This is a genomic window from Rahnella perminowiae, from assembly GCF_019049755.1.
Lineage (GTDB): Bacteria > Pseudomonadota > Gammaproteobacteria > Enterobacterales > Enterobacteriaceae > Rahnella > Rahnella perminowiae.
In genome coordinates this window covers 1-19,542 of the sequence record NZ_JAFMOS010000560.1, presented here as the reverse complement: position 1 = coordinate 19,542, position 19,542 = coordinate 1, and the positions used below count along the sequence as shown (strand labels likewise).

The following is a 19,542-nucleotide window of genomic DNA, read 5'->3' as shown; positions in this document are numbered from 1 at the left end:
GGTTTATCGCCATGAGATGTTGAAGATCACAAAGTGAGATATATTTCATTTCAACAGATGACATAAAAAGAGCCCGAGGTAAGCGAACAATTTTAACTATCGCAATGGCCAGGATATCCCGTCAAAAGAGCAGAGACTGATCCTGTCGATTTTCGTTTAAACAGATTCAAATCTTACCTGTTATGACTCCTGCATCTTAACGACCACTTTCCCCTTCGCGTGTCCCTGCCCCAGATAGGCAAGAGCTTCCTTTGTTTGTGCAAAAGGGAATACCTTGTCGATCACGGGCCTGATTTGTTCAGCCTCTATGAGTTTACCGATTTGAGTAAGCTGATCGCCATCAGGACGGACAAAGAGAAATGAATAGGTCAGCCCTCGTTTTTTCGCAAGACGCATCATCTTGCGGCTCATCAGCCCGAAGACAAAACGCAGAAAGAAATTTAATCCCCGGGTCCGCGCGAACGCAGCATCTAACGGGCCGGTGAGAGAAACAATCTTTCCACCCGGCCTGAGAATTTGGGTAGATTTTTCAATTGAATCGCCTCTGACAGTGCCGAGAACCATATCGTAGCCACTCAGCACATTTTCGAATTTTTGCTTTTTATAATCAACCACTTCGTCTGCGCCAAGCTGACGCACCCATTCGACATTGCCCGTACTGGTTGTTGTCCCCACCTTTGCCCCAAGATGCTTCGCCAGCTGGATGGCAAAACTGCCAATTCCCCCTGAACCTGCCGGAATAAAAACCTTCTGGCCCGGATGCAGCCCGGCTCGCTCTGTCAGTGCCTGCCAGGATGTGAGGCTCACCATCGGGAGCGAAGCTGCCTGCACAAAATCCAGACTGGCGGGTTTCATGGCCGCCGCGCTTTCAGGCACCAAAGCAAATTCGGCAAGGGAACCCGTTCCCCTGTCAAAAATGCTGGCGAAGATTTCGTCGCCTGGCGAGAAACGCGTCACACGACTCCCCACGGCAATGACCACTCCGGACAAGTCGCTGCCCAATGTGGCGGGGAGCTTAAAATGCAAAACCGGCTTAAATATTCCGGTTGGGATAATGTTATCAATCGGGTTCAGACCCACCGCATAAACTTTAACCAGGATTTCATCAGCATCAGGGGCAGGATAATCTACGTTATCAAATCCCCGCTCTGGGGATTTACCATAGCGTTTAAACGTAAACGCTTTCATCGTCTTAGTTTTCATTTGTTGTTTGCCCTGTCGCGTTTGCCAATGAAATTTCCTTAGCGGCCCTGTTGCCGCGCAAAAAATCCCCGGTAATAACCCATCGTAAAAACGTCTTTTTTATGCTTTCGCATCAAGCTGAAGACTTTTGCGCACCACCTTATCCAGGAATGAAGCAGGGGCGAATCTGAGAATAAAATTCAACTGACCGGCCAGCTTGCCTGCCGTGTAACGCATCTTCGGGCGTAACGTCTGAGCCGCTTTAACCACCACGTCAGCCACGACCTCCGGACTTTCCGCCTCAGCCATCGCCTTGCTCACCACTTTCGCCAGCTTAGCCCGGATCTGGTCATACTCTTCCAGCCTGGCATCCGGCTCGATATTATTGGCTTCAAACTGTGTTTTTATGTAGGCAGGTTCAATGACAGAAACTCTGATGCCCTGTGTGCGCAGTTCGTGATCCAGTGCACCCGAATACCCTTCAACCGCATGCTTACTGGCAGCATAAAGTGCCACATAAGGTAACGGAACGATCCCGAGTATCGAACCGATGTTAATGATGCGCCCGCTGCCCTGACGGCGCATATAAGGGATCACTGCCCGGCTCAACCTGACGATGCCCAAGAAGTTGGTGTCGAAAATGTGTTTGGCCTGCTCGACAGAACTTTCTTCCGCCGCCGCCGGCGCGACCCCGAAACCCGCATTGTTCACCAGAACATCGATCCGCCCCTCCAGGCGCAGCAACTCATCAATGGCGGCCCCGACAGAAGCGTCGTCTGTCACATCCAGCGTCAGTAACGGAAACGGAGGCTTTCCCGCCTGGGGACCACGCCGGCTCGTGCCATATACCCTATACCCCGCCGCTAAAAGTTTAAGAGCAGATGCTTCGCCGATACCTGAAGACGCGCCGGTAACCAGTGCTACACGTTTTTTTGTCATACTGAATAAGGCCTTCATGATGAGTTTGTGGTTTCTCATCGCTGATGAGAGGACAGGCTGTAAGAGATGTATGTCGGATTTACCGCTGTGCAGAACCGTCGGAAGACCGTTCTGCACAGTTCACCTCATTGACTAAAGTGCTTTATATCGTTCAGCGACTTCATCTTGTTTAATGTCTGAGAGCAGAGCCTGACGCGAAGCATCGAGGGTGTCCCAGCGGGCTGCATTATGTAAAGGCGGGATGGTGACCTGTTCACGGCGATCAAAGCCCACCAGTGCGGCATCCACTAACTCGCCCACTTCCATGAATTTTGCCGCGTTACTGATGTCGATACCCGCACGGTCCCAGATTTCCGTGTAAGTGCCGGCAGGGAGTACCGCCTGGACATAAATGCCCTTAGATGACAGCTCGACATTCAGTCCCTGAGACAGGAAAAGAACAAAGGCTTTAGTTGCACCGTAAACCGTCATGGCAAATTCCGGGGCCAGGCCTACGACAGAACTGATGTTGACGATCGATCCTTCCCCCGCTTGCACAAAGCGTGGTGCCACGGCGCTGGCCAGTCTGGTCAGGGCGGTGACGTTAAGCGCGATAAGGCTTTCTATCGAATCAGGCGTCTGCCCGGTAAAACTGCCGGACTGCGCGATACCCGCGTTATTGATAAGGATGCCAATCCGTGAGTCTTCACGCAGACGGGCTTCGACCGCGGCTAAATCACGCGTTTGCGTGAGGTCGGCAGGCAGAACGTCGACAGAAATGCCATTTTCCTGTCGCAGACGCGCGGCCAGTGTTTCTAACTTCGCGTTGTCGCGCGCGACCAGAACCAGGTCGTGGCCCCGGCGGGCAAACCGTTCCGCGTAAACAGCACCAATACCCGTGGATGCGCCTGTGATGAGAACTGAAGCTTTAGTCATAAGTTGATCTTCTTTATTAAGGTGTAAACAGAATCCGCCATGTGCGATGTAGGTAGGGCTTTACTTGCTGGTCTCCGTCAGCGACGGGTAATCGGTATATCCCGCTGCGCCACCGCCATAAAGCGTTTCAGGATTGAGTGAGGCCAGAGGCGCGCCCGTCTTCAGCCTTTCGACCAGATCCGGGTTGGAGATGAACGGACGACCGAACGCGAACAGATCGGCTTTACCTTGCGCAAGCTGAGCGGACGCCAGTTCCAGGTCATAGCCATTGTTGCCGATGTAGGTGTTTTTAAAACGCCGGCGCAGGGAGTCGTAATCGAACGGTGATACATCACGCGGGCCGCCCGTCGCGCCTTCAACCACATGGAGGTATACGATGTCTAATGCATCAAGTTGTTCAGCGAGGTAATCATATTGTGGCTGCGGATCACTGCATGAAATCGCATTAGCAGGTGAAACCGGTGAAATACGTACGCCTGTACGTTCTGCACCGATCTCATCTTTTACGGCCGCCGTGACTTCCAGCAACAGGCGCGCACGATTTTCCACGGAGCCGCCGTATTCATCAGTACGCTGGTTTGCGCCGTCTTTAAGGAACTGTTCCAGCAGATAACCATTGGCACCGTGGATCTCTACGCCGTCAAATCCGGCCGCAATGGCATTGGCCGATGCCTTCCTGAAATCATCGATAATCCCCGGTATTTCCTGCAATTCAAGCGCACGCGGCTCTGAGACGTCAGTAAAACTATTGTTCACAAAAGTCTTCGTTCCGGCACGGATAGCGGACGGTGCGACCGGCGCAGCGCCACCAGGCTGCAAATCAACATGCGAAATTCGTCCTACATGCCAAAGCTGTACAAATATGCGCCCGCCTTTGGCATGCACGGCGTCAGTCACTTTGCGCCAGCCATCGATCTGAGCTTGTGTGTAGATCCCCGGCGTATCCTGATAACCCTGCGCCTGTGCGGAGATCTGCGTCGCTTCGGTAATCAGCAACCCTGCTGTGGCACGCTGGGCGTAGTAGGTCGCCGCCAGTTCGCCCGGTACCAGACCCGCTGCGGCCCGGTTACGTGTCAGCGGTGCCATCACGATGCGGTTGGCCAGTGTGATTGCGCCAAGATCATAGGGCTGAAATAAGCGTTGATTTGTCATGTTTATTTACCTGCTAAGGGGTGGGTCAACGTGTCAGCATAATGATGATGATCATAATCTATAAAGTCAACCGGTTTGATTATGACCATCATCAATGTATACTTAACCCCTATTTTTGAGAGGGCAGGAAAGCATGAAAGTGTCAAAAGATCAGGTTCGGGAAAACCGGATGCGCATTGTTGAAACGGCCTCAGAACTTTTTCGTGAACGCGGTTACGATGGCGTGGGCGTTGCGGAACTGATGTCTGCTGCAGGCTTAACCCACGGCGGGTTTTACAAGCACTTTGGTTCCAAGGCTGATCTGATGGCGGAGGCAATGAGCTGCGGTTTTACGCGTTCTGCAGAAAGCACGGCAGGTGTGGACCGGGAAAAATTTATTGAATACTACCTCTCCCGGCAACATCGCGATGATATGGGAAAAGGGTGTGTGATGTCGGCACTGGGCACCGATACAGCCCGTCAGTCTGCGTCAATCAAGGCGACATTTGCCGCCGGAATTGAACGCCAGCTGGCAATTTTAGGAACTGAAAATGGCACGCGCGCTGACCTGATAGATACCATCGCCCATCTTGTCGGTGCCCTGGTGTTGTCCCGTGCCTGCCCGGATAATTCCGCTCTGGCTGATGAAATTCTGGATGTCTGCCGCACTCAACTGCTCAGTCAGGACGCGCGTAAAGATTGAAAGTAGAAGATCCGGAAATACGGCCCGGCGGGGCCGACGATGCGCAGGCGAAGGCACGCGTCTCGGCCTTCACCGGCAGGTCCGCAACATATCCGATGGGACCGGACCCGATCCCATATAAAGCAAATGATTTGTTTAACTGACGGTGCTGTTGGGACGGTCGTCCCTGCTCATCCGGTCCGGTTAACGCTAACGTTTCGCGATTCCGTTCGGACATCGCATCAATTTCTGTCCCTGTCCGCGTCAAATCAGACCGCGTCGCCCTGGCGCGGCCGCACCGCTTTGCCCAGCAGTTTACGCTGCGCGGCCTCAAGTGCCAGCTGAGCAGCACCTTCCGCCGTCGCCAGATGACCAAACTGCGAGGCGGCGACGGTGGTATAGGGGGATATGGCGGCAACTGTCCGCCGCGCCGCCGCGACAATCAGCCGGTTCGAGCCGACGCTGCCGCCGAGAATGATCATGGCCGGATCCAGTATCGCCACCAAACCTAACGCCAGAAAACCGATCTGCTCGCCGTAGTGTTGCGCCGCCTGCTGGGCGACAGGTTCGCCGCGCGCCGCGCGCTCCAGCAGCGCCTCAAGCGAGCGTACCGCCGGAGCGCCCGGCGGCCGCTGTGCGTTGAAGCTATCCAGAAATCCGCGCTGCGCCAGATGCTGCTCAAGCAGCAACTCGCCCGGTTTCTCCCGCTCGCTCCAGGGAAACGGCAGGTCGGCGATTTCACCGGCGCAGCCACGCGCACCGTGAATCAGCGCGCCCCCGGCTATAATGCCGCAGCCGATGCGTTCGCCTATCTGCAGGAAGGCGACATCCTGCAGCCCCTGGCCGATGCCGTGGTTAACTTCGGCCACCACCGCACAGTTGACGTTATTCTCCACCAACGGATGCACGCCGTCGGGTAGCGGCAGCCGTGCCAGAATGGCATCCGGCGAGAGTCCGGCCTGCGACGGACCGTCGCGTCCGGAAAGCGGCACATCCGGGCGCACCGGTTTGGGCAAAGCGACCGTCACCGCCAGCAGCGGACCAAAGGCGGACAGTTCCTGACGCAGTGCGGCGATGGCGTCGGCTGCCGCAATGATAAGCTGCGCGGACGCGCCATTGGTGAACTGACGCAGCGCCAGCTGCCGGCCATCCAGACTACGGGCGATAAACAGCGCCTGACTGTTGCCGATATCCGCACCCAGCACCCACCCTGCCTGACGCGCCAGCTGATACACACTGGCACCGCGCCCTCTGGCACCGGCCGTGGCAACGATCGAGCTGTGACGTTGTAGCTCTTGCAGACCGGTGGACACCGTGCTTTTGGCCATGCCGAGCCTTGCCGTCAGCTCGGACTGAGTCGCACCGCCCAGCGCGATGAGTTCGATCGCCAGCAATTGCGCCGTAACGCTGAGCGCCGGAGACGGCCCCGTCCCCTCCCCGTCCGGCAGAGCCGTCTTTCCGGTGCGCTGGCGTAAAAACGCCGTCACCTCCGCCACAGCCGCCTGCTGATTCAGCGCATGAGCACGCTGCGCCAGACCAGACAACAGCTCACGGCGTTCCGCCTCCTGCCGGCGCCACCAGCTATAGAGCAGCCCGCTGTCGCGGCCGGCCACCGGCTGGCTGAAAAACCACAACAAACTACGCGTAGGCGAACTGAGCCATAGCGAACCGTGCAGCGGCGTGTCGTCAGGCTGGCGCGCCGCGCCGCTCTGAGGACGCAGCGTTATCCCCGGCAGGACAACCGGCCGCCGCCGCGAATGACAGAGTTCGATGACGCCGCCCGCGGCCGGATCGGCACGCATTGCACTCGCCCCGCACACCACAGCCTCCGGAAAGAAATAGTCGACGATTTGCCACAGATAACGTCTGACGATGATGTCGGCAGGGGTGTCAATGTCACCGCTGTAGATGCCACGTGCCAGACGTTGCAGCCGCCGCCGCTTCAGCGCCCGGCTAATCACTGCCGCGTCGTGATCGCGGGCCAGCACCAGCACCGGCCATGATGAATGGGTCATTCTCTCTCCTTTACGCGGTTAACCGCACGGTGTGCACCGGGGGACGGAGTCGCCCGAAACGGGCGGCGCGCCATCATAGGGAATACTTATTTACCTTGCCGCTCCGCCGCTGCTTTGGACTATTTCGGTCAATGTTATGGCAATAAGGTCAAGTTTTATGCGCGAGATGATGCCTCCCGGTCAAGTTATCACGCAGAAAATTGTCAGCACCGGCTGAAACGTCACGAGAAAAATGCAACGAAAAACCATCAGTTTACTGATTTTTATCGGTTTATTACGTCATTTCCCGCGCTGCACAAACTGTGCGAAGTTGTTTGTGACATAAAAGTTTCATCCTTAACACTACAGGGAAATGATGACATGACCGGCACAGAAATTTTAATCCCTTTCGCCCAGGGCGTCGCCCGGCAGGCCGCCGCGCTGGAGTCGACCTGCGAACGCGCACAGGCGTGGCTGGACACGCTGGATATCACCGCACTGCGCGGCGGCACGCTGCTGTTCGCCGGTATCGGCGCATCTTATGCGGTGCTCGCCGCGCCGGTACATGAACTGCGAGCGGCCGGTTTGCGGGCGCTACGCAGCAATGGTGACGATATGCCTGATGGCACGCCGCCGCTGGCAGACTGGTATCTGGGCGTCTCTCAGAGCGGACGCAGCCCGGAAGTTGTGAGAGTGCTGGAACAGCAGCGCCCCGGGCGGCGGCTGGCACTGGTTAATCAGGCAGACTCGCCGCTGGCGGCGGTCAGCGCCGACACGCTCTGGCTCGGCACGCTGATCGATTCCGGCATGTCCTCCGTGGCGCTGCTGGCCACCAGTGTCTGCCTGGGCCTGCTGACGGATGCGCTGATCGGACGCGACTGCAACGCAGGCTGGCGTCAGTTACCCGCGCAACTGGACGCAGTGAGGCATACCGCCCGCGCGGCCGTGGATCGGTTCGCACAGCAGGCCGGTCACACCGGCTGTATCGATTTCGTTGGTGGCGGCACCAGCCTCAGCGCCGCTGAACAGGGCGCCCTGTTGCTGCGCGAAGGGCCGAAAATGGCAGCGATGGGCATGGGGACGCGCCACTATCTGCACGGCATGACCGATGCCGTGGGTCACGGCACCGCACACGTGCTGATCGGCGGCGAGCGGGAAATCTTGCTGGCGAAGCAGCTTGTACCCTTCGGCGTACCGATATTGCTTGTGACAGATCAGGCCGTGTCGCTGCCCGGCACAGAGACCGTGCAACTGCCGGTCCTGCCGCCGCTGCAGCGCCTGGCGCTGGAAATACTGGTCATGGATCTGCTGGCGATCGCGCTGGGCCGGGTTGTGGATCGCGATATTGATGCCGGCGTTGTCGCACGGCTGGATACCAAAATCAGCGGGGTGGTGTCATGACACAAAGCTGGCTGGGAATGGATGTGGGCGGCAGCAAAATTCATATCCGCATCGAAGACAGCGCCGGACAGGCGCGGATGGACGCGCAGTGGCCGACCGGATGCTGGGGCGGCGAAAGCTATGCCTTCAAGGCCGCGCGCATGGCTGAGCTGATTGCCCTCGCCGCCGGACAGGCCGGACTCGCCGCCCCGCCCCGGGCGATAGGCATCGGCGCACACGGCTGCGATACGCCCGACGAATGCACACGCATGACGGCACTGATGGCGGGTCACTTTCCCGACAGCGCGTGTCAGGTGGTCAACGACGCGGCACTGGTCGCGCTGTGCGCCAGCCAGCCACACGCGGCCGGGCTGATTGCCGGTACGGGTTCGGTGGCGGCGGCGCTGGGGCCGGAAGACCACTGGCTGCTGGCTGGCGGCTGGGGCTGGCTGGTGGGCGACGAAGGCGGTGCCAGCGGTCTGGTGCGTGAAGGGATCCGCGCGGTGCTAACGGACTGGGATCGGGGGCGCAGCGACGATCCGCTCGCCATCGCGCTGACACGCGCCTTCGGGGCAGACCACCTGCTGGATTTGCCGTCGCAACTGCTGCGTCAGCCTGTCAGCGTCTGGAGTCGCCACGCGTCCGTTATTTTCGAATGCCTGCAGGCCGGTTCGCCCCTGGCAGCGGGCGTGGTCGATGCTGCGGCCGAATCGCTGGCGGAACTTATCGCCCGGCTGTGCCGGCGCGGTGCCCGAATCGACTGCGTAGTGGCGGCTGGCGGCGTAATCCGCCATCAGCCACCGCTGTTCGACCGGCTGGCCGCACGTCTGAGCAAACACGATCCCCGGCTGTCGCTGCTGTTGTTAGCATGTCCGCCGGTCATGGGCGGGGTTGCGCTGGCGCGCCGCCTGGTCGCCCCTTCATTAGTCCGTTCCGTTTCACGAGGTGCATGATGTCTGAATATGAAAACGCCGCCGCCCCGGCGACCCGTAAAGCCTGGCGCTTTCCCAACACTTACACTGTTCTGCTGGCCATCACCGCCGTCGTCTGGCTGCTGACGTTCATCATTCCGTCCGGACAATACCATATGGCTGACGGTCGCCCGGTGGCGGGCAGCTTTCAGGTCACCGCCAGTCCGCTGACCACCGTGCAGCGGATCAAAGAACTGTTTCTGGCACCGGTAAACGGGCTTTACGGCGTGGAGAATGCCGCTGGCCATGTCGGTCCCTACGAGAGCGGTAACCTGTTCGGCGCCATCGGCGTATTTTTCTACGTGCTGTCGCTGGGCGCCTTTATCGTCACCACGACCAAAACCGGCGCGATCGACGCATGTCTCGGACACGTGGCACAACGCTTCAGACAGCGCGGCGGGCTGCTTATCGTCATGGTGATGCTGCTTATCGCCATCGGCGGCTCCACTTACGGCATGGGCGAAGAGACACTGGGCTTCTATGCGCTGCTGGTGCCGCTGTTGCTGGGGCTGGGCTTCGATCGCATGACAGCGGTGGGCGTGATTCTGGTGGGATCGGTGGTGGGCAACATGAACTCCACGGTCAATCCGTTCATGACCGGCGCCGCCTCGGCGGGCGCTGGCGTGCCGATGGGCAGCGGCATCGGTCTGCGCTTCGCGATGTTTATCGTGCTGACGGCCGTCGCCATTCTGTATGTGGTGCGCTATGCCCGCCGTGTGCAGCGCAACGCCGCACATTCGGTAGTGGGCTTTTCCGCAGAAGACCGGGAGCTGGCGCAGGCCAGATTGCAGTTGCCACCGCCGATGAACCGCCGCCAGAAAGGCGTGATGCTGACTTTCGCCGTCACGTTCGTCTTCATGATTTTCGCCATCATTCCCTGGGCGCAGGTGATCGCCGGACCGAACGCCACCTCATGGTCCTGGCAGCTGGACTGGTATTTCCCCGAACTGACCGCGCTGTTTTTTGTTATGTCGATAGTGACCGGCCTGTTGGGCGGCCTGCGCGGCAACGGGCTCTACAACGCGATGCTGGCAGGCATCTCCGACTTTATGGGAGCCGCGCTGGTTATCGTGCTGGCGCGTGGCATCACGGTAATTATGCACAACGCGCAGATCACCGACACGGTACTGCACTCTATGGAAAGTCTGGCGAACGGCGCGCCTTCCGGTACCTTCACCGTCATGATGTATCTGCTGATCATGCCGCTGTCGTTCCTGGTGCCCAGTTCATCCGGGCTGGCGACACTGGCGATGCCGGTGCTGGCACCCATGGCAGATTTTACCGACGTCGGCCGCGAAATGGTGGTGACGGCATTTCAGTGCGCGGTCGGTACAATAGCGATGATTTCGCCCACCTCAGCCATCGTGATGAGCGGACTGGCGCTGGCCAAAGTCAGCTATACGCGCTATCTGCTGTGGGTGCTGCCACTGCTCGGCCTGCTGGTCGTGCTCAACTGCCTGTTTCTGGTGCTCGGCGCGGCGCTGAAATAAGCGTTAACCTCTCCCCGCTTCGGCGGGGGTTTTCTGTTACTATCCCTTGCTCTGTCAGGTGAACCGCCAGATTCGCCACCCGGTTTAAAATTCGCTATTATCCGCTTCCACTCCTCATCCGGGTAACCCGATGTCTGCGATTATCGATACTTTTATTGCCCCGCCTTGTTATGACCCCATCGAAACGCTCTATCAGGATGAACATCTGGTGCTTATCAATAAACCTGCCGGACTTCTCAGCCTGTCGGGGAAAAATCCGCAAAACCTTGATTCCGTACATCACCGGCTGGTCAAGATATTTCCCGGCTGTACGCTGGTCCACCGTCTGGATTTCGGGACTTCCGGTCTGATGGTGATTGCGCGTAATAAAGCTATCAATGCCGCACTCTGTCAGCAATTCAGCCAGCGCACAGTGACCAAACAGTACAGCGCCCTGCTCTGCGGACATCTCGAACATAACGACGGGGTGGCAGACGCACCGATTGCCAAAGACCCGGCGCTGTTTCCGCTGATGTCGATTTGCGCCATCCATGGCAAGCCCGCCCGCTCCGGCTACCGGGTCGTTGAGCGCTTTTATCATGAGCAGGAAAATGGCGCGTTACTGCCACTGACCCGGGTACAACTGACCCCGGAAACCGGACGCACTCATCAGCTTCGCATTCACTGTCAGCAATTGGGCCACCCTATTTTGGGCTGTGACCTGTATGGCGGACGCCTGCTGCCGGGCACTGAACAGGCTCCGCGACTGATGTTGCACGCCAGTGAACTGCATTTTGTTCATCCCGTCAGCGGAGAACGGATCGAAGCCCGCAATGCCAGCCCGTTCTGAAAACGAAACGCTCTGTCACGCCCCGCCCGTCCGATTGTCTGCGTGACTTTGCCCTTTTGTTTTGAAAAGCGTTTTTAACCGGGAGGTTGACGCTGTAGTCTCAGTAGCGGTTTTTCTTTTGTTGCATGTAAGCCAGGTGAATACTTTTACCAATTTTAATAACGAATACCGATTTTAATAACGAAAATTTTAGAATACTGACGAACAGACAGGACAATTATGGACTCCATGCTCACTGCCTCCCGCCCCGATGAGGAGATACCTTCATATCACCGTGCCCGCCGTGCTGCCTGGGGCAGCTTCGTTGGCGCGGTCGTAGACTGGTTCGATTTTTTGCTCTACGGCATTACCGCAGCATTAGTGTTTAACAGTGAATTTTTTCCGCAAATCGACCCGGCAATGGGTACGCTCGCCGCCTTTGCCACCTTCGGTGTCGGCTTTCTCTTTCGTCCGCTCGGCGGCATTGTTTTCGGTCATTTCGGCGATCGTCTGGGCCGCAAACGCATGCTGATGATGACTGTCTGGATCATGGGCATTGCCACCGCCTGTATCGGCATTCTTCCCGCTTTCTCCACGATCGGTTGGTGGGCTCCGGCTCTGCTGGTCATCCTGCGCGCCATTCAGGGATTTGCCGTGGGCGGTGAATGGGGTGGCGCGACACTGCTGGCGGTTGAAAGTGCGCCTTCCGGCAAAAAAGCGTTCTACAGCAGCGGGATCCAGATGGGATATGGTGTCGGCCTGCTGCTCGCTACCGGTCTGGTGTCGCTGATAAGCAGCCTGACCACCGACGCGCAGTTCCTGAGCTGGGGCTGGCGTTTGCCGTTTCTGTTCAGCGTTGTGCTGGTGATCGGCGCGCTGTGGGTGCGTAAGGGCATGGAAGAGTCCGCCGAGTTCGAACGTGCTCAGGTCGGGCAACCCAAAGCGGCCAAAAAGCGACTGCCGGTATTTGAAGCGCTGTTTCGCCATCCCGGGGCTTTTTTGAAAATCATCCTTCTGCGCCTGTGCGAACTGCTGACGATGTATATAGTCACTGCGTTCGCCCTTAACTACTCGACGCATAATCTGGGGCTGTCGCGTGAGCTGTTTCTGAATATCGGGCTGCTGGTCGGCGGTATCAGTTGCCTGACAATTCCCCTGTTCGCCTGGCTGGCGGATCGTTACGGTCGCCGCCGCATCTACATCACCGGCGCTGTAGTCGGCGCGCTGAGCGCTTTCCCGTTCTTTATGGCACTCGAAGCACGTTCAATTGCCGGCGTGGTGATTTTCTCGCTGTTGCTGGCAAATATCGCTCACGATATGGTGGTCTGCGTGCAGCAGCCCATGTTTACGGAAATGTTCGGTGCGGGTTACCGCTACAGCGGTGCAGGCGTAGGTTATCAGGTTGCCAGCGTAGTGGGCGGTGGGTTTACGCCGTTTATTGCGGCCGCATTGCTGAATTTCTCCGGCGGTGAATGGCATTCCGTCGCCATTTATCTGATGGCGGGCTGTTTGCTTTCCGCCCTTACGGCGATTTTTATGAAGACACCCGTGCACCGCTGAAACACAGGCCATTTAAAAAAGCCCGCTTAAAAATATAAGCGGGCTTTTTAGCATTTGAAGCAGATTTACACCACCCGCAATTCCTCGTAAGACACCATCACATGTTCCGCAAATGCCGGACGCTGGGTGAGTTTTTCGTAATACTGCTCGATAGCCGGGAAGGACGGTCGTGCAATGGCAATATCGAAGTAGCGGTACAAATTGTGGCCAAACTGAATATCGGCCAGGGTGAATTCACTTCCGGCAAGGTAACCATGCCGGGCAATCTGCGCTTCGGCAATCGCCAGCTTCTTATTAAGATTCTGCAATGATTTTTCTAATGCCTGATGATCCTGATCTTTAGCCGCCGTTCTTACTACCATCCAGAATACCGGCACAGTGAAGTTCATCGCGACACCGATTTTTGCCCACTCCGTCCATTTATCTGTTTCGGCACGCCGTTCAGGATCCTGCGGCCAGAATTCATCAGTGCCGTATTTCCCGGCCAGATAACGCAGGATGGCACCGGTTTCCCACAGCGGCTGGCCTTCACCCTCGCGGATCACAGGAACCGTGCCGTTGGGGTTCATCGCCAGAAATTCCGGGGTGTCATTACCACCGTATTTATGGCCGATATCGGTCCTTTCATACGCAAGCCCTAATTCCCCGATACACCACATCAGCGCCTGCACATTTGACGATGTTTTTCTGCCCCATACCCGGATCATTCACTTCCCCCTGTTCGTTCATAAAAGCACCATCTGGCTCCCGTACCCTAATAAAACATTGGCGGCACCGTGCAGACAAGCCATATTTAGAATGAATGATGATAAATGAAGCACAAAGGAAAAGCGTATGGTTAACAAGTCCCTCACTCCTTCACAGGCGATTGAGAAGCTCGAAGAAATGTACAACAATTCTGTCGCCGCACTGCGGAATGCGATTAAAGATTTCATCGTTGAGGGTGCGCTGCCTGATATCACGGCGCGTGCTGCCGGGTTGTTTGTTTATCCGGAACTGCGTGTCAGCTGGGATGGCGTGACGCCAGCCAAAAACCCGACCCGCGCTTATGGCCGTTTTTCGCATCCAGGCCGTTATGCCAATACCATCACGCACCCTGAGCTGTTCCGTCACTATCTGCTGGAACAGCTTTCCCTGCTGGGCGAGGAATATGACGCGGTTATCGAAGTGGTGCCGTCACAACAGGAAATTCCTTATTCATATGTGATTGACGGCTCTGATCTGATGCTTGACCGATCGATGAGTGCCGGGCTGGCGAAACATTTCCCGACCACCGAACTGTCGCAGATTGGCGATGAAACCGCTGACGGCCTGCATTATCCCGGCGACACCTTTCCGCTGTCCCATTTCAATGCGCTGCGCGCCGATTTTTCGCTGGCACGCCTGCGTCATTACACCGGCACGCTTATCGAACACTTTCAGCCGTACGTGTTGTTCACCAACTACACCCGGTATGTCGATGAGTTTGTCAGCTGGGCGTGTGCGCAGATTGCTGATCCGCAAAGTCCTTATGAAGCACTGGCCTGCGCAGGCAGCGTATTTATTACAGCCGAAACGCAAAACCCTGAACAGGCAGTTTCCGATCTGGCCTGGAAAAAACACCAGATGCCCGCCTATCATCTGATTGCCCGCGACGGTGCGGGAATTACGCTGGTCAATATCGGCGTCGGTCCGGCCAATGCCAAAACCATTTGCGATCATCTGGCGGTTCTGCGCCCGCATGTCTGGCTGATGATTGGTCACTGCGGCGGATTACGGGAAACACAGTCGATCGGTGATTATGTTCTGGCTCACGCTTATTTGCGTGACGACCATGTGCTGGATGCTGTACTGCCGCCGGATATCCCGATCCCAAGCATTGCTGAAGTGCAACGTGCCTTGTATGACGCAACCAAAATGATGAGCGGCATGCCGGGTGAGCAAGTCAAGCAACGCCTGCGTACCGGCACGGTCGTGACCACCGACGACCGTAACTGGGAATTGCGTTATGCCGCGTCAGCGCTGCGCTTTAATCTCAGTCGTGCCGTTGCCGTCGATATGGAAAGCGCCACCATCGCCGCACAGGGATACCGCTTCCGGGTGCCTTACGGCACGTTGTTGTGCGTTTCTGATAAACCGCTGCACGGAGAAATCAAACTGCCCGGCCAGGCAAACAAATTCTACGAAGGTGCCATTTCAGAACATCTGCAAATTGGTATCTGCGCCATTGACCTGTTGCGCGCCGAGGGCGATCACCTGCATTCACGTAAACTGCGGACATTTAACGAACCCCCTTTCCGCTGATCACCACGCTGACTTCCCCTAAACAGTTCGTGTTGCCGGCAGCAAATTTGATAATCCCGATGAGCTTACCTTCAGTAAGTGATTCGGGTCATTAAACGCAGCCGACGCATCTGCGGCACGAAATATGACGGGGAATTAAGGATTTCCTAAAAAAAGACTTTGCATAATGCAGAGTCTTTTACCATCATAATTTAAAACGCTGTTCTACTTTCTGTCACACTGGAACTCTCTTGCAAAACGTCATCGTCTCTTTGCGCAAAGCCATCGAGCGCACGCCCTGGTATCCGAAACGGCGTTCTTACCGTACGTTGTTCTGGCGTGAAATCACGCCCCTCGCTGTTCCTATTTTCTTCGAAAATGCCTGCGTTCTGCTAATGGGCGTACTGAGTACGTTTCTGGTCAGTTGGCTGGGCAAGGAAGCGATGGCCGGAGTGGGCCTGGCCGACAGTTTCAACATGGTGGTGATTTCATTCTTCGCCGCCGTCGATCTGGGTACGACCGTCGTGGTTGCGTTCAGCCTGGGTAAACTCGACCATGAGCGCGCCCGTGCGGCAGCCCGTCAGTCACTGGCGATCATGACCGTTTTTGCCGTCCTGCTGGCGATACTTCTGCAATTTTCCGGGCATGTGATTATTGACATGATCGCCGGTAATGCCGAGCCGGAGGTAAAAGAACTGGCGCTGTCTTACCTGCAAATGAGCAGCTGGAGCTATCCGGCTGCGGCTATCGCACTGATCGGTTCCGGTGCCTTGCGCGGTGCGGGTAATACCAAAATCCCGATGCTACTTAACGGCGGGATGAACATCCTTAATCTGGTGATCAGCAGCGTACTGATCTATGGCTGTTTCGGCTGGCACGGTTTGGGCTTTATCGGTGCCGGCCTGGGGCTGACCATTGCCCGCTATATCGGTGCGATTGCGGTTATTTTTGTGCTGATGGTCGGTTTTAATCCTTCACTGAAAATCTCCCTGAAAAGCTATTTACTGCCGCTCAATACCAACATTTTGCGTGAAGTGCTGGGGATCGGTATTCCGGCCAGTATCGAATCGGTGCTGTTTAACGGCGGTAAATTACTGACGCAGGTTTTTGTCGCAGGCATGGGCACCAATGTGATTGCCGGTAACTTTATTGCGTTTTCAATTGCCGCACTGATCAACCTGCCGGGGAATGCGCTGGGGTCAGCCTCAACCATTATCGTCGGGACACGTCTGGGCAAAGGACAGATTGCCCAATCCGAGCGTCAGCTGCGCCATATTTTCTGGCTTTCTACCTTCGGGCTGTGTGTGCTGGCCTTACTTTCGGTGCCATTTGCCGGTTTGCTGGCGCGGTTTTACACCAATGAGCAAGACGTTATCGACGTGGTAAAAATCCTGATCTGGCTGAATGCTGCTTTTATGCCTTTCTGGGCGGCCTCGTGGGTGCTGCCTGCTGGCCTGAAGGGGGCGCGTGATGCCCGCTTTACGATGTATGTTTCTATGCTCGGGATGTGGGGCTGTCGTATTGTGGTGGGCTATTTCCTCGGTATCGTACTGGGTTTCGGCGTAGTCGGCATCTGGTTGGGGATGTTCCTCGACTGGATCGTGCGCGGCCTGTTTTTCTACTGGCGTATGGCCAGCGGCCGCTGGTTGTGGAAATACCCGAAGGCCAAAAGGACAGAATGACTCGCCGGGATTATGCCCGCCGGTACATCCGACGGGGATGGCCGATTTTCCCGTACAGCATTTCGACTTTTAAATCCCCTTTTTGCACACAGTGTTCGAGATAGCGGCGGGCGGTGGTTTTACTCAACCTCGTTTCGCTGACCACCTCATCGACTGAGTAACAGCGTCCGGCATTCTGCATAAAGATGCCTTCCACCAGGTTCAGCGTATTTTCCTCGATACCTTTATTGCCCGCTCTCGGCGTAAAATCCTTCGCCTGTAGCTGATAAAGACTGTCTACGTTTTGCTGATCCACCACTTTCCATGTCCGCTGGGTCTGGCTGAACTGGATAAAGCGATCCAGCGATTGTTGCAGCCGGTTCCACGAAACCGGTTTGAGGATATAATCAAACGCACCACAGCGGATAGCCTGACTGCAGGTAGTCATATCGCTGGCGGCAGTGATAAAAATTACCGAACAGTGCGTTTTCTTCAGCAGGTCATCCTCTATCAATGAAATTCCCTGTCCGTCAGGCAAATAGTTATCCAGCAACAGCAATTGCGGATGCTTTTCTTCGATAAGCACTTTTGCTTCATGCAGCGTGGTGGCCCTGCCTACCAGCCGCAACCAGCGATGATTATCAATCAGCTCGGCATACAGTTGTGCCAGCTGGCTTTCATCTTCAACAATCATTACGTCAATCATTTCAGCTTGCATCATTTGCTCTCTTCCAGTGCTTCTGGACGGGGATTTACCGGCATAAAGCCACTTTTTTCTTCAGGGCGGTGGTGTGGAATAAAAACCGAAAAAACAGCGCCAGTTGGCGGATTGTCAGACACTTCAATAGTGCCACCAGCATGGCTGACATAGCTGGCAACCAGATGCAGGCCCAGACCGTGATCGCCTTGTGTTTTGGATGTCACTCCCAGCGAAAAAATCTGCCCGCGCCGCTCCGGCGCTATCCCGATGCCATGGTCAGCGACTTCAATCACCAGATCATCTGCGCCGGAAACGACATACACGTCTACCGGCCCGGCTTCATTGCCGCGCAGTAATGTGGCTTCGATGGCGTTATCCAGCAGATTGCCAATGATCGACATCAGTTCGGTTTCACTGAGCGCGGCAGGCAGATGCGTTAACTCACAGGCGGGATCAAATTTTAGCTCAACGCCTTTTTCCCGTGCACGGGCATATTTTCCGAGTAACAGACCGCATAATTTTGGTGAGCAGAATCGCGCCGAAACGAAATCCAGCAATTCCTGCGCGCTTTCAGACTGAGCTTCGATATAGCGGATCGCCTCGTCGTAACGTCCCATATGCAGGAGCCCGGCGAGTGTTGCCGTCCAGTTGAGCTGTTCGTGGCGTATCACCCGCAGGTTATCGGCATAACGCTGCACCTGGCTTAGCTGGATGCTGAGCCGGTCGATATCGCTGCAATCCCGAAAAGTGATCACCCACCCCTGGAGCTGGTCTTCCAGCATGATCCGTACCCGGCTGGCGATCACTGTCAGGTTATTGAACAGGCAGATTTCATCGTGGATATCTTTTTCCAGCATAACCTGCGGATCAAAGAAACTGACCGGCGCAATCACCTGCCCGAGCGGCTGACCTCGCAGTTCACGGGACGGCACGTCAAGACTGAGCAATTTTTTGGCCGCCTGGTTGATGACCGCGACCCGCAACTGCGCATCAATAGCGATCACACCTTCGTAAATCGATTCCATCAGCGCCTTTTGCTGACGCACCAGCAGACCGATTTCACGGGGCTCCAGCGAAAACATCTGCCGTTTAATCGAACGTGAAAAAAACCATGAGAAGGTAAACAACGCCAGCAGCAAGGTGGCGGCGGCCAGCAAAATACGGATGACTTTTTCGATAGTCAGGTTATTGATGTGGCTGGTGAGATACCCCACAGAAACGATACCGACCACGTTGCCTTGCCCGTTGATGATCGGTGCCTTACTGCGCAACGATAAGCCGATACCTCCCAGCCGGATGGTGGTGGTGCTTTTGCCCGCCAGCACATCCCCGTTGTCTCCCCCGACCAGCATTTTCCCCACACGGTCAGCATAAATCGAATGAAACAGATGTATTGCTTTACCATCGCCTATCACCATGTAACTGGCATCACTGCGTGCAGAAATACTCATCATTAAATGGTTAATAGCCGGAACATCCTTATTTTCAACGGCGGTAATTAATGAAGGAATAAGTGCAATTTCCTCTGCCTGAACTTTTGCACGAATACCCATATCTTCATATAACTGACGTTCTATATCATAATAGTAATAAATGCCCGCTATCGAAAAAAGTATCATAAATAGCATGACAAGATAAATGAATAGCTTTATCTGAAAAGAAGGCCGAAACCGCATCGGGAAACCTATAACCAGACAGTGATATTAATAGAAAGTACAAAGATATTATCACGCCCCGGTATTTGCGTCAGCGTGAAGGATTAAAGTTGCGAGGCATGCCGCATAACATCATCAGGCGCGTCAGGGCCTGGGCGGCTAACCCCATAATTCACAACAGCTATTTCACCATAAATTAACAGTAATATTAT

The 19,542-nt window shown here is 56.0% G+C and carries 16 protein-coding genes; 8 read left to right on the top strand and 8 right to left on the bottom strand.

Annotated features, from left to right (window positions below; all coding sequences use genetic code 11):
- Positions 1 to 180: 180 nt before the first annotated feature.
- From J1785_RS14520 to J1785_RS14505, 4 genes are all read right to left on the bottom strand, one after another.
- A complete protein-coding gene (locus J1785_RS14520; protein WP_217139133.1) occupies positions 181 to 1,203 on the bottom strand; it encodes an NADP-dependent oxidoreductase in 1,023 nt (340 codons plus the stop codon).
- 99 nt (positions 1,204 to 1,302) lie between these two features.
- Positions 1,303 to 2,121, bottom strand: a complete 819-nt coding sequence (locus J1785_RS14515; protein WP_217219658.1) for an oxidoreductase — start codon at positions 2,119 to 2,121, stop codon at positions 1,303 to 1,305.
- A 132-nt stretch (positions 2,122 to 2,253) separates the two neighbouring features.
- Positions 2,254 to 3,036 (bottom strand): SDR family NAD(P)-dependent oxidoreductase, encoded by a 783-nt coding sequence (locus tag J1785_RS14510; RefSeq protein ID WP_217219657.1) that lies wholly within the window; start codon positions 3,034 to 3,036, stop codon positions 2,254 to 2,256.
- A 60-nt stretch (positions 3,037 to 3,096) separates the two neighbouring features.
- Entirely contained in the window at positions 3,097 to 4,188 is a 1,092-nt protein-coding gene (locus J1785_RS14505; protein WP_217219656.1) for an alkene reductase, read from the bottom strand.
- A 133-nt stretch (positions 4,189 to 4,321) separates the two neighbouring features.
- Here J1785_RS14505 and J1785_RS14500 point away from each other — a divergent pair, with 133 nt between their 5' ends.
- Entirely contained in the window at positions 4,322 to 4,870 is a 549-nt protein-coding gene (locus tag J1785_RS14500; RefSeq protein WP_129991160.1) for a TetR/AcrR family transcriptional regulator, read from the top strand.
- Between the two features lie 248 nt (positions 4,871 to 5,118).
- Here J1785_RS14500 and J1785_RS14495 read toward each other — a convergent pair whose 3' ends face one another.
- Positions 5,119 to 6,864: an ROK family transcriptional regulator gene (locus J1785_RS14495; protein ID WP_217219654.1), complete on the bottom strand. Its 1,746-nt coding sequence runs from the start codon at positions 6,862 to 6,864 to the stop codon at positions 5,119 to 5,121.
- A gap of 114 nt (positions 6,865 to 6,978) precedes the next feature.
- On the opposite strand from J1785_RS14495, the gene J1785_RS14490 reads away from it, so the two are divergent.
- The 5 genes from J1785_RS14490 to shiA all read left to right on the top strand — a co-directional run bounded on the left by J1785_RS14490 (position 6,979) and on the right by shiA (position 13,052).
- On the top strand, positions 6,979 to 8,244 hold the full coding sequence (locus J1785_RS14490; RefSeq protein WP_217219652.1) for an SIS domain-containing protein: 1,266 nt from the start codon (positions 6,979 to 6,981) through the stop codon (positions 8,242 to 8,244).
- Complete coding sequence (locus tag J1785_RS14485) at positions 8,241 to 9,176, top strand: N-acetylglucosamine kinase (protein WP_217219650.1); 936 nt, start codon at positions 8,241 to 8,243, stop codon at positions 9,174 to 9,176. Before J1785_RS14490 ends, J1785_RS14485 begins: the two co-directional genes overlap by 4 nt.
- Positions 9,176 to 10,684, top strand: coding sequence for a YfcC family protein (locus J1785_RS14480; RefSeq protein WP_129952790.1), 1,509 nt, complete (start codon positions 9,176 to 9,178; stop codon positions 10,682 to 10,684). Before J1785_RS14485 ends, J1785_RS14480 begins: the two co-directional genes overlap by 1 nt.
- A gap of 130 nt (positions 10,685 to 10,814) precedes the next feature.
- Complete coding sequence (locus J1785_RS14475) at positions 10,815 to 11,513, top strand: RluA family pseudouridine synthase (protein ID WP_129952584.1); 699 nt, start codon at positions 10,815 to 10,817, stop codon at positions 11,511 to 11,513.
- Positions 11,514 to 11,732: 219 nt separating this feature from the next.
- The gene (shiA, locus tag J1785_RS14470) at positions 11,733 to 13,052 is read left to right on the top strand and encodes a shikimate transporter (protein ID WP_129991163.1); all 1,320 of its coding nucleotides are present in this window, start codon (positions 11,733 to 11,735) and stop codon (positions 13,050 to 13,052) included.
- Positions 13,053 to 13,117: 65 nt separating this feature from the next.
- Here shiA and J1785_RS14465 read toward each other — a convergent pair whose 3' ends face one another.
- Positions 13,118 to 13,759: a glutathione S-transferase family protein gene (locus J1785_RS14465; protein WP_217219644.1), complete on the bottom strand. Its 642-nt coding sequence runs from the start codon at positions 13,757 to 13,759 to the stop codon at positions 13,118 to 13,120.
- A gap of 127 nt (positions 13,760 to 13,886) precedes the next feature.
- Here J1785_RS14465 and J1785_RS14460 point away from each other — a divergent pair, with 127 nt between their 5' ends.
- Both J1785_RS14460 and J1785_RS14455 read left to right on the top strand, forming a co-directional pair.
- A complete protein-coding gene (locus J1785_RS14460) occupies positions 13,887 to 15,335 on the top strand; it encodes an AMP nucleosidase (protein ID WP_217219642.1) in 1,449 nt (482 codons plus the stop codon).
- A 230-nt stretch (positions 15,336 to 15,565) separates the two neighbouring features.
- The gene (locus J1785_RS14455; RefSeq protein WP_129952580.1) at positions 15,566 to 16,996 is read left to right on the top strand and encodes an EmmdR/YeeO family multidrug/toxin efflux MATE transporter; all 1,431 of its coding nucleotides are present in this window, start codon (positions 15,566 to 15,568) and stop codon (positions 16,994 to 16,996) included.
- A 10-nt stretch (positions 16,997 to 17,006) separates the two neighbouring features.
- Here the strand turns inward: J1785_RS14455 and J1785_RS14450 are convergent, their stop codons facing one another.
- Entirely contained in the window at positions 17,007 to 17,693 is a 687-nt protein-coding gene (locus J1785_RS14450; RefSeq protein ID WP_165383722.1) for a response regulator, read from the bottom strand.
- Positions 17,693 to 19,351, bottom strand: coding sequence for an ATP-binding protein (locus J1785_RS14445; RefSeq protein WP_217219640.1), 1,659 nt, complete (start codon positions 19,349 to 19,351; stop codon positions 17,693 to 17,695). The genes J1785_RS14450 and J1785_RS14445 overlap by 1 nt, the downstream gene beginning before the upstream one ends.
- Positions 19,352 to 19,542: the final 191 nt, after the last annotated feature.